Source organism: Streptomyces sp. NPDC031274, from assembly GCF_055570235.1.
Map to the genome: position 1 here is coordinate 77709 of NZ_JBVIHP010000010.1, position 14533 is coordinate 92241.

13 protein-coding genes are annotated in these 14533 nt (G+C 70.1%); 5 read left to right on the top strand and 8 right to left on the bottom strand.

Annotated elements, in window-relative coordinates; genetic code table 11:
* Positions 1 to 179: 179 nt before the first annotated feature.
* Both ACZ5CR_RS17920 and ACZ5CR_RS17925 read left to right on the top strand, forming a co-directional pair.
* The gene (locus tag ACZ5CR_RS17920) at positions 180 to 680 is read left to right on the top strand and encodes a hypothetical protein (RefSeq protein WP_389906635.1); all 501 of its coding nucleotides are present in this window, start codon (positions 180 to 182) and stop codon (positions 678 to 680) included.
* Between the two features lie 160 nt (positions 681 to 840).
* Positions 841 to 1227: a PPOX class F420-dependent oxidoreductase gene (locus ACZ5CR_RS17925; protein WP_468858378.1), complete on the top strand. Its 387-nt coding sequence runs from the start codon at positions 841 to 843 to the stop codon at positions 1225 to 1227.
* A 9-nt stretch (positions 1228 to 1236) separates the two neighbouring features.
* On the opposite strand, the gene ACZ5CR_RS17930 is transcribed toward ACZ5CR_RS17925, so the two are convergent.
* Both ACZ5CR_RS17930 and ACZ5CR_RS17935 read right to left on the bottom strand, forming a co-directional pair.
* Positions 1237 to 2265 (bottom strand): tetratricopeptide repeat protein, encoded by a 1029-nt coding sequence (locus ACZ5CR_RS17930; RefSeq protein ID WP_468858380.1) that lies wholly within the window; start codon positions 2263 to 2265, stop codon positions 1237 to 1239.
* Positions 2266 to 2459: 194 nt separating this feature from the next.
* Positions 2460 to 3635: a hypothetical protein gene (locus ACZ5CR_RS17935; protein WP_468858382.1), complete on the bottom strand. Its 1176-nt coding sequence runs from the start codon at positions 3633 to 3635 to the stop codon at positions 2460 to 2462.
* Between the two features lie 369 nt (positions 3636 to 4004).
* Here ACZ5CR_RS17935 and ACZ5CR_RS17940 point away from each other — a divergent pair, with 369 nt between their 5' ends.
* Entirely contained in the window at positions 4005 to 6245 is a 2241-nt protein-coding gene (locus ACZ5CR_RS17940) for an MMPL family transporter (RefSeq protein WP_468858384.1), read from the top strand.
* A 104-nt stretch (positions 6246 to 6349) separates the two neighbouring features.
* On the opposite strand, the gene ACZ5CR_RS17945 is transcribed toward ACZ5CR_RS17940, so the two are convergent.
* The 6 genes from ACZ5CR_RS17945 to ACZ5CR_RS17970 all read right to left on the bottom strand — a co-directional run bounded on the left by ACZ5CR_RS17945 (position 6350) and on the right by ACZ5CR_RS17970 (position 12206).
* Positions 6350 to 7402 (bottom strand): DUF3048 domain-containing protein, encoded by a 1053-nt coding sequence (locus ACZ5CR_RS17945; protein WP_468858386.1) that lies wholly within the window; start codon positions 7400 to 7402, stop codon positions 6350 to 6352.
* 342 nt (positions 7403 to 7744) lie between these two features.
* Positions 7745 to 8890 (bottom strand): S1 family peptidase, encoded by a 1146-nt coding sequence (locus ACZ5CR_RS17950; RefSeq protein WP_468858388.1) that lies wholly within the window; start codon positions 8888 to 8890, stop codon positions 7745 to 7747.
* 268 nt (positions 8891 to 9158) lie between these two features.
* A complete protein-coding gene (locus ACZ5CR_RS17955) occupies positions 9159 to 10277 on the bottom strand; it encodes a serine hydrolase domain-containing protein (RefSeq protein ID WP_468858390.1) in 1119 nt (372 codons plus the stop codon).
* Positions 10274 to 11206, bottom strand: a complete 933-nt coding sequence (locus ACZ5CR_RS17960; RefSeq protein ID WP_468858392.1) for a DUF6895 family protein — start codon at positions 11204 to 11206, stop codon at positions 10274 to 10276. Before ACZ5CR_RS17960 ends, ACZ5CR_RS17955 begins: the two co-directional genes overlap by 4 nt.
* Positions 11203 to 12027: a hypothetical protein gene (locus tag ACZ5CR_RS17965; RefSeq protein ID WP_468858394.1), complete on the bottom strand. Its 825-nt coding sequence runs from the start codon at positions 12025 to 12027 to the stop codon at positions 11203 to 11205. The genes ACZ5CR_RS17960 and ACZ5CR_RS17965 overlap by 4 nt, the downstream gene beginning before the upstream one ends.
* Positions 12024 to 12206 carry a hypothetical protein gene (locus ACZ5CR_RS17970; RefSeq protein ID WP_468858396.1) on the bottom strand — a complete coding sequence of 61 codons (183 nt, stop codon included), beginning with the start codon at positions 12204 to 12206 and terminating at the stop codon, positions 12024 to 12026. The genes ACZ5CR_RS17965 and ACZ5CR_RS17970 overlap by 4 nt, the downstream gene beginning before the upstream one ends.
* A 77-nt stretch (positions 12207 to 12283) precedes the next feature.
* Here ACZ5CR_RS17970 and ACZ5CR_RS17975 point away from each other — a divergent pair, with 77 nt between their 5' ends.
* Positions 12284 to 12502, top strand: coding sequence for a hypothetical protein (locus ACZ5CR_RS17975; protein WP_468858398.1), 219 nt, complete (start codon positions 12284 to 12286; stop codon positions 12500 to 12502).
* Positions 12486 to 14438, top strand: a complete 1953-nt coding sequence (locus ACZ5CR_RS17980) for a M13 family metallopeptidase (RefSeq protein WP_468858400.1) — start codon at positions 12486 to 12488, stop codon at positions 14436 to 14438. The genes ACZ5CR_RS17975 and ACZ5CR_RS17980 overlap by 17 nt, the downstream gene beginning before the upstream one ends.
* Positions 14439 to 14533: the final 95 nt, after the last annotated feature.

The window sequence follows — 14533 nt, forward strand, 5'->3', positions numbered from 1 at the left end:
CTGGGCGATTGTCCGGCTTTTGTCACGGTGCTGTGCGCTCAGGCAACTGATGTCCCCTCATGTCCCTCCGCCTGCTAAAAATACGGGCGGCACAGGGACGAAGACCGACCTGTGCGCACGCATCGCACCGTTCTGAAAGTTGGGCCCGCGAGGGCCACAGGGGGAAAGGCGACAACCTGATGAACCACGCACGTACGACCGCAGCGGTACTGGCCACGGCGGGGGCTCTCACCGCCGCTCAGCTCGGCCTGGCCGGATCCGCGTCCGCAGCGGACGCACCGAAGGCGCCCAAGGCGTCGGCTGCCTCGGCGCAGAGCTCCGGCTGCCCGATCGACATCGTCTACACGTCCCGGTTCTACATCGGCGCGGGTGGCTGGGTGAAGGGTGACGGCCTGTACTTCGGCCTCAAGAACAAGAGCACCAAGAGCTTCAAGAAGGTCACCTTCACCGTCACCAACGTGAAGAACGTGCGCTTCGGCACGGCGAAGGCGAAGGGCGGCAAGGTCTCGCACAAGACCTCGAAGACCGTCTCCGTCTACGACAAGAGCCTGAAGGGCAAGGCCAGCCTCGGGGTCAGGGTCAAGACGCGCCTGCTGAACACCAGGTCCTACAAGGTCAAGTTCAAGGTCCACGGCAACGGCTGGAACTGCGCCGTCAACCAGGGCACGTGGGGCGCCTGACCGTCCGACAGCTCACGCCTCCGGGGTCCTGATCCGTCCGGGCCCCGGAGGCACGCTTGATCGTGCAGCGAACCTGATCGCTAGTAGCATCCGCTCCACAGGCTGACTGGGTCTGAGTCCGAGGCGACAGCCCGAGGCGACAAGAGGTCTGGAGCGGCACGTGGACGAGGTAGCGCAGGCGCGGCTCGGCGCCGGGAAGTACCTGCTGGTCACCACCTACCGCAAGAACGGCACCCCGGTACCGACCCCCGTCTGGGTCGTCGAGGACGGCGCCGCGCTGGGTGTCTGGACGGTCGCGGACTCCTGGAAGGTCAAGCGGATCCGCAACCGCGCCGACGTCCTGATCGGCCCCTGCGACCTGCGGGGCAACCCGACCGGCGAGCAGATCCCCGCCACCGCCGAGATCTGCGACCCCGAGGTGACGGCGCGCTACCGCACCCTCCTCGCGCGCAAGTACGGCCTGGTCGGCCGCCTCACGCTGCTCGGCAGCAAGCTCCGGCGCGGCGCGAGCGGGACGGTGGGCATCCGCATCACGCCGGCCGGGTGACGCCGCGCGTCACGTCATGCTCGGCTCCGGGGCCAGCTCGTTCCTGAAGGCGATGACCCCGTCCCGTGCCTGCCGCAGGCCGATGCGTGCGAAGTCCCTTTCGAGCTCGGCGAGCTCGGCCAGCGTCTCGCTCCGGTCGCGGCCGAGCCGGGCACGCGACTTGACCAGGCCGAGCCGGGACAGGGCCACGCCACGCGGCTCCCGCATGGTGCTGAATTCCTCGAGGGCAATGGCGTACATCTCGCGTGCCGCCTCGTAACTCCCGTCCCGGTAAAGGACGTTGCCGCGCATCTTGTGGTTGTACGCGAGCGCGCCGGCCAGATCCATGGTCCGGCAGATGCCCTCCGCCTCCGAGAGCAGAGTGAGCGCGCGCTCCGTCTCGCCCCGCAGCGAGAGGACATCGGCGACCCCGCGCAGCGACCAGGCGCGCCCCCGCGCGTCCTGTGCGTCGCCCGCGATCCGGACGCACTCCTCGAACAGCTCGAGCGCCTCGGTGTAGTCGCCGGTGTTCCGCCGCATCTGGGCGATGCCGGACATCGCCCACACCATGTGCCGCGCCTCGCCGTGCTTCCGTCCCTGTTCGAGCAGTTGCTCGTGGAGCGCCGCCACCGCCGCGTAGTCCCCCTGGATGCGTCCGGTCTCGGCGAGCCCGGCGAGCGCGTAGCCGTGCGCGAGGCGCTCCCCGCTGTCGGCGGCCAGCGCGACTCCCCAGGTCAGAAGCCGCCGCGCGAGCCGCAACTGGCCGCACTGGCGGGCGAGCGTACCGCCGCTCCACAGGGCCCAGGCCATGGCGCCCGCTTCCCCCGCGACGCGTGCGCTGCGGTAGCTCTGCCGCCAGGCGTCGCCCGCGTCGTCCACCTGGCCGAGCCGCCGGTTGGCCTCGGCCAGGGCCAGTGCGGCACGCGACCTCTCCAGCGCGGTGTCCGCCTCGGAGAGGGCGCGGCCCGCCTGCGTCAGTACCTCCTCGTAGGAGGAGTTCACCCCGAGCGCCGAACCCAACTCACCTTGATATTCAGGCGCGAATGCCTTGCCGTGCATAGCTCCATGACCCCTCGATCAACTCCGTACGTCGGTCTTCGTACGTTGATCAAGAAGCTACGAGCGAGGCGGGGTCCGGCGAATCCCTCCGCGTATGGGTCATGCCGTACGACTCAAGGGCTACGGGCGGAGCCATGGTCATCATCGGGATGTACGGGGAGGGTGGGGGACCCGCGGCGGTCAGCCGCTCTGCGCTAGCTGCTCTCCTCGCCGGCAGCGGAACCGGCGGCGCCCGCCGTCGCCGACTGCAGCGCCGTGATGCACGCGGCGATCGACTGCTGCAGCTCCTCGAGGCGTCGCAGCATGTCGTCCTCGTAGATGTCGTCGACCTCGGCGTCGTCGAAGGTCAGCTCCTCGAAGACCTTCGTCGCCTTCTGCAGGCTGCTGTAGAACTTCGCGCGGCGCTCCTGCACCCGCAGCTGCGGGTCGCTCTGGACGGTCTGGGCGACCAGGTCCTTCACGGTGTCGTACGCCTCGCGGGCCCACTCGCCGGAGTCCTCGCCCTCGTCGAGCTCGTCGATGAGGGACAGGTGGCGCTCGGCCTCCTCCTTGAGTTCGGCGGGCGCGTCGATCAGCTGGCCCGCGGGCGTCTTGACCTGCCCCTTGTCGACGATCTGGCGTACGTAGTCGACGCGGTCGCCCGCCTTGGCCTCGGCGGCGACGGCCTTCTTGAGGTCGTCGGCCCGGACGATGTCGCGGACGAGCTCGGTGCGCAGCGCCGGGTCCTCATCGAGCCGGTCCATCAGCGCGCGCCGCGCCGCCTCGGCGGTCCCGGGGTCGGCGAGGATCGCGGCCCGCAGCGCGGTGGGGTTCTCGGCGACCTCCAGGGCCTTGGTGGGGCGGATGCCCTCGGCCTCGGCGGCCTCCGTGATCGCGGTGCCGCGCGGGGAGAGGGCACTGGAGCGGGAGGTGTAGTAGATCAACCAGGCGTCGGAGTCCGGAAGTTCGATGTCCGCGCCGGGCGTGAGCGCCTCGAAGTGGGGTACGAGACCGTCGTCAGCGGCCTTGTCCCAGGCTTTGTAGTAGCGCATGACGCGCTCGGCGGAGCAGCCGGCGAGCTCGCTGAACTGCTTCGCCGATACCTTCGGCGTCTCGTCGGCGCCCATGCCGCCGGGGCGCACACTGCGCGCCACCTTCAGGGCGAAGGTCCAGCCGCCGGTCCGTGCGTAGGCTCCGAAATCATGCGCGTCCTGGGCCACCGCCTCGGGCACGTCGTCCGACGGGACCGCGGCGGAGTCGTCCGACGGGTCCGCCGCGGAGTCGTCCGACAGGACCGCCGCGGGATCGTCCGACGGGACGGCCGCAGGGGCGTCCACCGAGGTGTCGTCGGACGAGTCGGCGGCTTCAGACGGCGCGATGGCAAGAGTCACGAAGGTTCTCCTGGATGGTGATGACAAGTATCTGAGAGCTGACTCGACACCTTATCTCTCCTATTGCGGTGTTATGAGAGCGAGTTGTTGTGGGATGAACAGGTGCCCCACGGTACGGAGGTGAAGCCTCCGGTGATCAAGGGCGTGATGTGGGGTCTACACACTCTGACCACATCTCCTACCCGAGGATGACCTGGCGTGCGCGGCACTACAGCGCCCGTGGGCGCAGAGTCCGACTCTGAGTCTGACTCCCGGGCCGTTCGAGCCCTGGACTATGGAGAGGAAACCTGCTGACCGCCCTGACGTGCGCTGATCGTGCCGCGGGGGGTGTCACCCTGCCTGCCAAACTCGACGGGAGCCCCTTTCGCCGTGGCTACGTTCCTCTACAAACTGGGCCGCCTCGCCTTCCGGCGACGCCGCTATGTAGCACTGATGTGGGTGGTGCTGCTCGCCGGCGTCGGCTTCTCCGCGTCCGCGGCACCCGCACCGCCCGAAGACTCCTTCTCCATGCCGGGGACGGAGTCCCAGAAGGCCTTCGACCTCCTCGACGAGAAGTTCCCCGCGGCCAGCGCCGAGGGCGCCACGGCCCGTGTCGTCATCCGCGCCCCCGAGGGCGAGAAGCTGACCGAGACCGGCCCCAAGGCCGACGTCGAGAAGCTGGTCAAGACCCTGGGCGCCGGTCCGCAGGTCTCGGAGGTCGCCGACCCCTTCAAGGCCAACGCCGTCAGTAAGGACGGCACCACCGCGTACGCGTCCGTCACGTACAAGGTGGCCGCCACCGAGCTGACCGACAAGGCGCGTGACGCGCTGACCGAGGCCACCGACGACACCCGCAAGGACGGCTTCACCGTCGAGACCGGCGGCGACGCCGTCATGGCCGAGCAGGAGATGGGCGGCTCCGCCGAACTCATCGGCATCGCGGTCTCCGCGGTCGTCCTGATCATCACCTTCGGCTCGATGGTCGCCGCGGGCATGCCGCTCCTCACCGCCATCATCGGCGTGGGCATCGGCGTCTCGGGCATCGCGGCCCTCGGCAGCGTCCTCGACCTCTCCTCCACGACCTCGACGCTCGCGATGATGATCGGCCTCGCCGTCGGCATCGACTACGCCCTCTTCATCGTCTCCCGCTACCGAGCGGAGATCGCGGACGGCCGGGAACCGGAGGAGGCGGCGGGCCGCGCCACCGGCACCGCGGGATCCGCCGTAGTGTTCGCCGGACTCACCGTCATCGTGGCGCTCTCCGGCCTCGCGATCGTCAACATCCCGATCCTCACCAAGATGGGCCTGGCCGCGGCCGGCACGGTCGCCATAGCCGTGCTCATCGCGCTCACCATGATCCCCGCGCTGCTGGGCTTCGCGGGCAAGAAGGTGCTGCGCCGCAAGGACCGCAAGAAGCCCGTGGGCGAGCTGCGGGACGAGAACGCCAAGCCGAAGCTGGGCACACGCTGGGCACGCTTCGTACTGCGCCGCCCGATCCCGGTGCTTCTGCTCGCCGTGGTGGGCCTCGGTGTGGTCGCCGTACCGGCGACCAGCCTGGAGCTCGGCCTGCCCGACGAGGGCACGTCGGCGCCTGACACCACGCAGCGCAAGGCGTACGACATGCTGTCCGAGTCCTTCGGCGCAGGCTTCAACGGCCCGCTGATGGTCACCGTCGACACCGGCAAGGACAAGGGTGCGGCTGCCGCGGCCGGTACCGTCGGCAAGGAGGTCGCCAAGATCGACGGCGTTGCCGCCGTCACGCCGGCGAACGGCAACAAGTCCGACGACACCGCGATCTTCAACGTCGTACCGAAGACCGGCCCCAGCGATCACAAGACCGAAGAGGTCGTCAAGACGATCCGCTCGACGGTCGACGGCCTTGGGGACAAGACGGGCTCCGAGGTCCTGGTCACCGGCGCGACCGCCATGACCATCGACTTCTCGCAGACCCTGGACGACGCGCTCCTGCCCTACCTCGGACTCGTCGTCGGCCTGGCCTTCCTGCTCCTGATGCTGGTCTTCCGCTCGGTCCTCGTACCGCTCAAGGCCGCGCTCGGCTTCCTCCTGTCGGTGGCCGCCGCGCTCGGCGCCGTCGTCGCGGTCTTCCAGTGGGGCTGGCTCGCCGACATCGTCGGTGTGGACCAACCGGGCCCCATCATGAGCATGATGCCGATCTTCATGATCGGCGTGGTCTTCGGTCTCGCCATGGACTACGAGGTCTTCCTCGTGACGCGCATGCGTGAGGCGTACGTCCACGGTGCACGTCCCGGCGAGGCCGTCGTCACCGGATTCACGCACGGCGGACGGGTCGTGGCCGCCGCTGCGGTCATCATGATCAGCGTCTTCTCCGGCTTCATCATGGAGAACGACGACATGATCAAGATGATGGGCTTCGGCTTGGCCATCGCGGTCCTCTTCGACGCCTTCGTCGTCCGTATGGCGATCGTCCCCGCTGTGCTCGCCCTCCTGGACAAGTCGGCGTGGTGGCTGCCGAAGTGGCTCAACTGGCTGCTGCCGAACGTCGACGTGGAGGGCGAGAAGCTGCACAAGCAGCTCGGTGACTTCCCGACGGCACGCCAGGAAGACCCGGACCCGGACCAGGACAGGGAGCTCGAGTCCGTACGCGGCTGAGCCCCTGACGCGTCGACGCTCCACGAGCAGTAACCCCGTCAGCCCGGTGACCGATCACGGTCACCGGGCTGACGCCTGCTCAGGGCGGCTTGCCGACGGTGGGCTCAGCGGTCCGCGTAGACCATCCAGACCTGACCGGGCGCGAAGGGCATCCGCCGGCCGTCGGAGAGCGTGAAGGACGTGCCGCCCGTGGCGCTCGACCGCTTCCAATGGGTCTTGTACGCCTTGCCGCCCCGCAGGACGGTCGCCCTGCCGCTGCCGACCGTCTTGATGTACGGGGTCGCCGCGCCGTTGACGTCCTTGTAGCGCGACGGGGGCATGCTCACGTGCTGGATCACGATGGTCTTCGCGCCGAGCTGCGACCCCGAGGTGCTGCGGGCCGGCGCCCCGTCGAAGAACGCGAGCCAGCGGCGCTGCTGAGGAGACCAGCGGAAGGTGTGACTTGCCGACGCGTAGCGGACGGTCCGCGTCGTTGCGGCGGAACCGCCTGCCGGCGCCCGGCCGAAGCGGAAGCCGATGTCGGTGGGGTGGTCGGCCCTCGGGGCCGAGCGCAGCACGGACTTGGGGCGGACGAAGAGATTGTGCGGGGCGGGGCGGCTGTTGCTGCGGAAGTAGGCGCTCGGGAGCCGACCGTGCGAGCGGGCGTACAGCGGTGAACGCGTGAGCATCTTGTTCAGCGAACTGCGCACCCCCGAGTAGGCGAGCGCGGGACGGCCGAACTGCCTCAGGAGCTCGACGTCGGACTCACGGGCGCTGCGCACCGGCCCCACGTAGCGCGGCAGCCGGCTCGAGTACACCCCCATGAGCCTGCTCATGCCGCCCTCGACCTTCTCCACGTACACGATGTCGGCCTGGGCGAGACCCGTGTGCGGGCGGGCCCCGCGCGCGTTGTCGAACTTGACCGCGAGTACCGGGCCCTGATGGGCGCTCAGGCCGGTGAAGGGCGACCGGCCGCGCTGCGGGGCGCTGTCGTCCGCCGGTGCGCTCCCCTGCGCGGCACCCATGGTGAGCGCGCCCACGGCGACCGTGGCAAGAAGTCTCGTGCCGATGCGGGTGCGGCGCCGGGCCCCGGCGGACCCAGGGCCTCTCGTCTGGATCAGGACAGGCTCGCGGGGATTGGCACGCACATCCGAGGCGTTGTCGTCGGTTTTCCCCAAGCTCTCGGCTTTCGCTCGAGCAGGGGAGGCCCCATTCGCTCCGCGCCCACGCCCTCCCGCGCCTTGCAGCCGCACGCGCCAGCCCCCGCTCCCTGATCCGGCCTGATCCAAACGACCTGATCCGGCCTGATCCAAACGAGAGGCCCTAGCTGTCATCGCGGTTCTCCGTTCGTCCCCGAACGCGCGGTTCCGGGACCAGTCGTTCCTGGCAGTGGCAGCCGCAGTCCTTCCTCCGGGACGCCCGGGGTGAACCCGGTTAGGGCCATCCAGCCGCCAGGACTCACCGCAGCGGCGTACGCGCCGGACCCTCCCGCGGGTCCGGCGCGGTCAGCCGTCTCGCCGTCAGGCGGTGTGCAGGGTGAGGCCGTACCGGTTCAGGATCTCGTTGATCGGCTGGTACCAGGTCTCACCGCCGCTGCTGCAGTTGCCCCAGCCGCCGGAGGTGACGCCCTGGGCCTGGTCACCGCTGATGAACGAGCCGCCGGAGTCGCCTCCTTCGGCGCACACGCTGGTCTTGGTCATCTGGTGGACGGCGCCCTGGCTGTAGTTCACGGTCTCGTTCTTGGCGAGCACCTTGCCGCAGTGCCAGTGCGTGGTGGAACCGGAGCGGCAGATCGAGGCCCCGATCGGTGCCTCCGCCGAACCGCGGACGAGCTGGTCGGAGACGGTGCCCCAGCCGAGCACCACCGGGACGGTCCACCAGCCGTTGCCCACGCTGACGTACGCGTAGTCGTTGTCGGGGAACGAGGAGCCCTGGAAGTTGCCGATGTTCGAATTGTCCCAGCCACGCACCGCGGCTCCCGCCTGCCCGCAGTGGCCCGCGGTGACGAAGCCGCCGTGCACCGAGAAGCCGATGGAACAGCGGACGTTGCCGGTGTAGTACGGGTCGCCGCCCACGGTCCCCGCGGCGAAGGTGCCCGGTGCCTTGCCGACCGTCTCGACCTGCACGGGGCCCGCCTGCCGGGCGCGCTCGACGAAGCGTTGGACATCGTTGTCGTCCTTCTGGGCAGCGACGACGTTCACCACGATCTTGTTGCTTCGCGGTGCCACATGCCAACTGCTGACGCCCTTGGGCGCGGACAGGGCGTCGATGTGTGCTTTCGCGGCGTCGAGTTGCTTCGCGCTGTGGCGGACCACGCGGACGGTGGCGCCGGTCGCGCGCAGAGCGTCGGTCCTGCCCGCGCTGGTGGTGGCGACGGTCAGCTTCTCGGTGTCCGCGTCGTACCAGGATCCGGCGTACGTCGATCCGGCGGCCTTCTGTGCCGCGCGGTCGACCCGTATCGCGGTCTTCTCGGAGGCGAGGCGTTCGCGCGCCTGGCCCGCGGTGAGCCCGAAGTCGTTCTGCAGGGCGGTGAGCATGCCCGCGGAGGCCGGGGGAGCGGTGGGTGCGGGGGCTGCGCCCGCGGTGGAGGTGAGCGAGGCGCTTGCCCAGGTGCCGACCAGGAGCAAGGAGGAGATGGCGATGCGGGCTCCGGTTCTGCGTCTCATGGCAGTGCCCTTTCTGTCGTTCCATCGGGGTGGGGTGGAACAGGGGGATGAGAGCGCTCTCACGATGAGTTCAGGCGGAGCATAAGAGTGGCCTGGCGGTCATGTCCATACCAACTAGGCGTCAGCGGAGGGCAATTGGCGCAGGGGTGCCATCTCCGGTGCCGCTGTGCGCGCCCGAACCGGGCGTCGCCTACCGGCCAGCAGGGGCAACTGCTCGGCGCTGAGGGCTTTTCCTGGCGGGGTGTGCGGCGGCCGGTGTCGCGCGTGCTCAGGCAGCGGCGGACGCATCGCGGGCGAGTGCCCGCAGGTCCAGATAGGCGCGCTGGATGAAGGCGCCGGTGGGCACCGGGCTCGTGTTGGCCAGCGCGGTCAGGGCCACGCCGGTCTGCGGGCTGAACCCCGCGAAGGCGGTGAAGCCCCGAGTGCCGCCGGAGTGGTGACAGAGGTCGTGACCGGGGCGGGGTCTGATGTTCCAGATCAGGCCGATGCGACTGCCGGTGCGCGGCAGGGCGATTCTGGGTTTCGTGACGTCGGTGAGGGCGGTCCGCAGCGTGTCGGGGACGGCGGGCGGACCGGCGGGATCGAGGAGGGCGTCGAGAGCCGTCAGCAGGTCGCGGGCGCTGGAGCGGACGGCACCGGCGGCGGGCAGGACGGGCATCCGCCACGCGGGGCGCTCTCTGCGGTGCCAGTGGCCGATGGCCTGTGGCTGGTCGGCGGCGCAGTTGGTGCGGGTCAGGCCGAGCGGCTCCAGGACGCGCTCGCAGAGCAGCCGGTCGAAGCCTCCGTCGCCGGGGTCCGGCCCGGTGGGGCCGTTCGCGGCACGGGTGAGCAGGTCGCCGAGCAGGCCCACGCCGAAGTTGGAGTAGTGCACCCGGGTGCCGGGTGCGGCCCGCGGCCGGGTGTGGGTGAGGGCGCGGCGCAGATCGGCGGGGGAGTAGCCGGCGTAGGGGTTGCTGAACCAGGACGGTGCGCCGCGGCGCAGAAAGCCTGGCGGCAGGCGGGACAGGCCCGAGGTGTGGGTGGCCAGGTGGAGGAGGGTGATGCGGCTGTCCTGGAGATGGGGAGCGGCGGCACGGGGCAGGAAGCGGGAGATCGGGTCGTCGAGGGCGACTTCGCCGCGTGCCGCCATCTCGGCCAGGAGGAGGGCGGTGAACGTCTTGGTGAGCGAACCGATCTCGAACCGTGTGTCCGGGCCTGCCGGTGCTCCGCCGCGCCATGCCGTGTCGCCGGTGACGAGCACGACGTGTTCGCGGCCGCGCCGCACCGCCAGGGCCACCGTGCTGGCTCCGGCAGCGGCGCTGCGCAGGCCGCCGAGCAGATCCATCGCCCATGCGGGCTCATCGGCAGCCGACTCCTGACCGGCTCGCACGGCGCCGTGGGAGCTCACCGGTGCGCTGTTTCGCCGCCCAGTGTCCGGGACACGGCGAGGGTCCCGGCGACAGCGGCGACCACGGCGGTGTGCTGATGGTCGGCGAAGCGGCGCTCCGGATCGTCGGGGACCGGGTCGCCGTCGCGGGGCATCAGGCCGTCCGGGTGCTGGGCCCGGGCCAGTCGTTCCCAGTCCGAGGCCGTGCAGTGCGGCTCCGTGAGACAGCAGCCGACGATCATCAGCTCGGCCACCAGGTCCCACTGCTCGATCTCGGCCCAGATGTCGATCCACACGGGCAGCCAGGTGGCGACGTAGGCGGTGAGCTCATCGGGCAGGCCGGAAGGGCGGGCACCCCAGTCGGTGAGGTGGAACACCGTGTGGGTGAGGCAGTAGCCGGTCATCCAGTCGATGAGCCAGGGCTCGGGAGTCGCGCCGAGCCAGGTGGCGCGGCTCAGCGTCGGCCAGTCGTACGGGCGTCCGTCCTGGTCGAGGCCCACGACGCGGGCCGCGTTGGCGACGGCGAGCCGCCGGTTGGGCAGGATCTCGACAGCTCGTACGGAGCGCAGTGCCCCGGTGTGGGCGAGCAGGTTCTCCAGGGGCTTGTGGCGGAGCCCGCCGCGAGCGAAGGGGGCGTACGTCTCCAGGGGGTCGGTCATCATCGAGTACCGCAGCAGCCGTTCGTAGAGCATGTCGCCGTCGCCGAGCTGGTGCCAGCAGAAGTCCATGAGCTCGCGGGCGAGCCGGAGCTCGGTGCTGCCGGACACCGACTCCCGCAGGACGAGTGAGGCGGCGAGCGCGCTCTCGGCCAGCGGTTTGTACACGCTGTCGGGTTCGCCGAGGTCGGCGGTGGAGTCGGCGGGCAGGGCGCCGAGCTCCCGCTGCGCGTGGAGCCACGCCAGCGCCCGCGAGCTGACCTCGTGCGCGGTCTGTGTCACGGACGTCGTCATACGCCCTCCAGGGCAAGGAGTCGCCGACTGATCGCGACGTCGAGAGCGAGCCGCGAGCCGCCGCCGTGCAGGCCGATGTGCTCGACCAGGGGCACCGGGTCGAGCGGCAGGCGGACGCCATCGGCGGCCAGCAGGGCGAGCCAGCGGGTGATGCGGGCGGCGGTGGAGAAGTCGCGCCGCAGCACGGCGCGCGTGGCTCCCCGCGCGAGGGCGAGCGGCGCCGCACGGGCCGCGTCGTGTACGGGCCCGTCGAGTCCGGGCAGCGCGAGCGGGGAGAGCTGGCCCATCCGCACGGACCAGGTCTGCCAAGGGACGCCCGGATGATCGGTGGTGCCGGTGGCCGCAGGGCGTTCCGGCGCCGTGAGCTCGGGTGCTCCGGTGGGTCGGCGCACGAGGGCGGTGCCCGGGTCGAGGCCTCCATCGGCCCCGTGTGCGGGGATGTCGCGGAGAGCGGCCCCCGTTCCCGTGAACCGGGCGAGCAGCGTCGTCGTGGCCCAGTCCCGCCAGGCGATGAGCCAGGGCTCGACGGTTCCGGCCGGGGGCGGGGCGGGAGTGCTCACCGGGGGTGGAAACACCTCGAAGGACTGGGTCACGGCTGCCGCGTCCTGCGGGTGGAACACGGCCTCGGCCAGGACATAGGGGGCGAAGGCGTCGGCCCCGACGATACGGATGGCTGCGAGGGCGGCCTGGGGGTCGTGCGCCGTCTCGACGTGCTCGGCGATCGTGGCCGTGCCCCCGATGCCGCGCAGGGCATCGAGGGCACGGAGAGCCAGATCGGCGGCAGACCCCGCATACGCGGCCTCTGACCGATCAGGACTCACTTGTCCTTCGGCTCCTTCGGTTCCTTCGGCGAGAGCAGCGCCAGGAGCAGCAGCACGCCGGAGGCCTCCGGCGTGTACGTCGGCGCGTCGCTCAGGATCGCCTCTGGCTCCACCATGGCCGTACCGAGCGCGGTTGCGTCCGTCGAAGTTGTCAGAAGCGGTGTGTGCTGAGCAAGCATCAGTGCCTCCTCGTTGAAAGTCGCCACTCTGTCCAGTGGCGCCCACCCCCGAATAATTTTAGGGCAGTTCGTCCTCTATGTCTGTTCGGGGCGGCCGGATCGGCCCCGGCGGCGGGTACGACAGCGGTCACGTGGTGTTCACCGGTACGCCCGCGGCCCTGGTGGCCGGGGCGCGGACCGTGACGGCGAGGCAGCTGCGGGAGTACGTCGAGAGCCGAGTCGGGGTCGGCGTCGACAAGCCGATCGTGCTCGGGCGCGGTGTCCGCGTAGGGTGCGTGAATGAGCATGCTGGATGACGCCCGCGCGGGCATGAACCCTGAGATCCGGCCGCAGGACGACCTGTTCGGCCACGTCAATGGTCACTGGCTGGAGACCGAGGCGATCCCCGACGATCGCTCCAGCTGGGGCCCCTTTGTGCAGTTGGTCGACACGGCCGAGGAACAAGTGAAGGTGATCATCCAGGAGCTCGCGTCGGACGGCGCGGACTCGGATGACGCGCGCAAGATCGCCACGCTGTACGCCTCCTTCATGGACGAGGAGGCGATCAACGCCCGCGGGCTCGCTCCCGCCCAGCCCTTGATCGACGCCGTCGCGGGGCTGCGCGACAACCGGGAGCTCGCGGCGTTCCTCGGCCGCTTCGAGCGGATCGGCGGCTCCGGTCTCTTCGGCTCCTACATCGACTCGGACGACCGCGACTCCGACCGCTACCTCTTCAACATCCTCCAGGGCGGACTCGGCCTGCCCGACGAGTCGTACTACCGCGACGAGAAGTTCGCCGAGATCCGCGAGAAGTACGGCGCCTACCTCACCGACCTGCTCACCCTCGGGCAGCACGCCTCGCCCGAGGAAGCCGCGAAGACGGTCCTCGCCCTGGAGACCCGTCTTGCCGCAGGGCACTGGGAGCGGGCCGAGACGCGTGACGTGCAGAAGACCTACAACCTCACCACCCTGGACGAACTGACCTCCCTGGCGCCGGAGTTCGACTGGCGCGGCTATGTCGAGGGGCTCGGCGGCTCGGACGCCACCATCGCCGAGACGTGCGTCCGTCAGCCGTCCTACCTCGCCCACCTGTCCACGGCCCTCGCCGAGGTGCCGATCGAGCAGTGGCGCGACTGGGCACTGGTCCGGGTCCTCCGCTCGTGCGCGCCCTACCTCACGGACGCGTTCGTGGAGAAGAACTTCGAGTTCTACGGCCGTACCCTCAACGGCACCCCGGAGCTGCGCGCCCGGTGGAAGCGGGCGGTCGCCTTCGTCGAGGGCTCCATCGGTGAGGCCGTCGGCAAGGAGTACGTGGCACGGCACTTCCCGCCGAGCTCCAAGGCGATCATGGACGACCTCGTCGGCAACCTCCTGGAGGCCTACCGCCAGTCGATCGCCCGTCTGGACTGGATGACGGACGAGACGAAGGAGCGCGCATACGAGAAGCTCGCCACGTTCCGCCCCAAGATCGGCTACCCGGACACCTTCCGCGACTACTCGGCCCTCGAGGTCTCCGGCGACGACCTGCTCGGCAACGCGCACGCGGCGGACGCCTTCGAGTCCGACCGGCAGCTCGCCAAGATCGGCGCGCCGGTCGACCGTGACGAGTGGTTCATGCTGCCGCAGACGGTCAACGCGTACTACAACCCGGGCACGAACGAGATCTGCTTCCCCGCCGGCATCCTGCAGAAGCCGTTCTTCTCGCCCGACGCCGACCCGGCCGAGAACTACGGCGGCATCGGCTCGGTCATCGGCCACGAGATCGGCCACGGCTTCGACGACCAGGGCGCTCAGTACGACGGCGCGGGCAACCTCAACGACTGGTGGACCGCGGACGACAAGACCGCGTTCGAGGCCAAGTCGAAGGCACTGGTCAAGCAGTATGACGCCTTCTCGCCGCGCAACCTCCCCGACGAGTTCGTCAACGGCTCGCTGACGGTGGGCGAGAACATCGGCGACCTGGGCGGCCTGACCATCGGGCACACGGCCTACCGCATCGCGCTCGACGGCGCTCCGATGCCGGAGAGCGACGGCCTGACAGGATCCCAGCGGCTCTTCATGAACTGGGCCTACTGCTGGCGCACCAAGCGCCGCAAGGAGCAGGAGCAGCAGTACCTCACCATCGACCCGCACTCGCCGCCCGAGTTCCGGGCCAACATCGTGCGCAACCTCGAAGAGTTCCACGAGGCGTTCGCGACGGCGGAGGGCGACGGGCTCTGGCTGGACCGCGCGGAGCGCGTCAGGATCTGGTGAACTCCCGGCGGGCGGGGGAACTGTTGCGCCGTCGCCTGCCCGGCCCGCCCAGTGCTAGTTCGCGGGTTTTGCAGCCTTAACGGAAAACTTGAGTG

Excerpts from the sequence above, each read along its gene's own strand:
- ACZ5CR_RS17980 (WP_468858400.1), top strand. The coding sequence starts at position 12,486 with ATGAGCATGCTGGATGACGCCCGCGCGGGCATGAACCCTGAGATCCGG.
- ACZ5CR_RS17920 (WP_389906635.1), top strand. The coding sequence starts at position 180 with ATGAACCACGCACGTACGACCGCAGCGGTACTGGCCACGGCGGGGGCT.
- ACZ5CR_RS17975 (WP_468858398.1), top strand. The coding sequence starts at position 12,284 with ATGTCTGTTCGGGGCGGCCGGATCGGCCCCGGCGGCGGGTACGACAGC.
- ACZ5CR_RS17950 (WP_468858388.1), bottom strand. The coding sequence starts at position 8,890 with ATGAGACGCAGAACCGGAGCCCGCATCGCCATCTCCTCCTTGCTCCTG.
- ACZ5CR_RS17960 (WP_468858392.1), bottom strand. The coding sequence starts at position 11,206 with ATGACGACGTCCGTGACACAGACCGCGCACGAGGTCAGCTCGCGGGCG.
- ACZ5CR_RS17930 (WP_468858380.1), bottom strand. The coding sequence starts at position 2,265 with ATGCACGGCAAGGCATTCGCGCCTGAATATCAAGGTGAGTTGGGTTCG.
- ACZ5CR_RS17970 (WP_468858396.1), bottom strand. The coding sequence starts at position 12,206 with ATGCTTGCTCAGCACACACCGCTTCTGACAACTTCGACGGACGCAACC.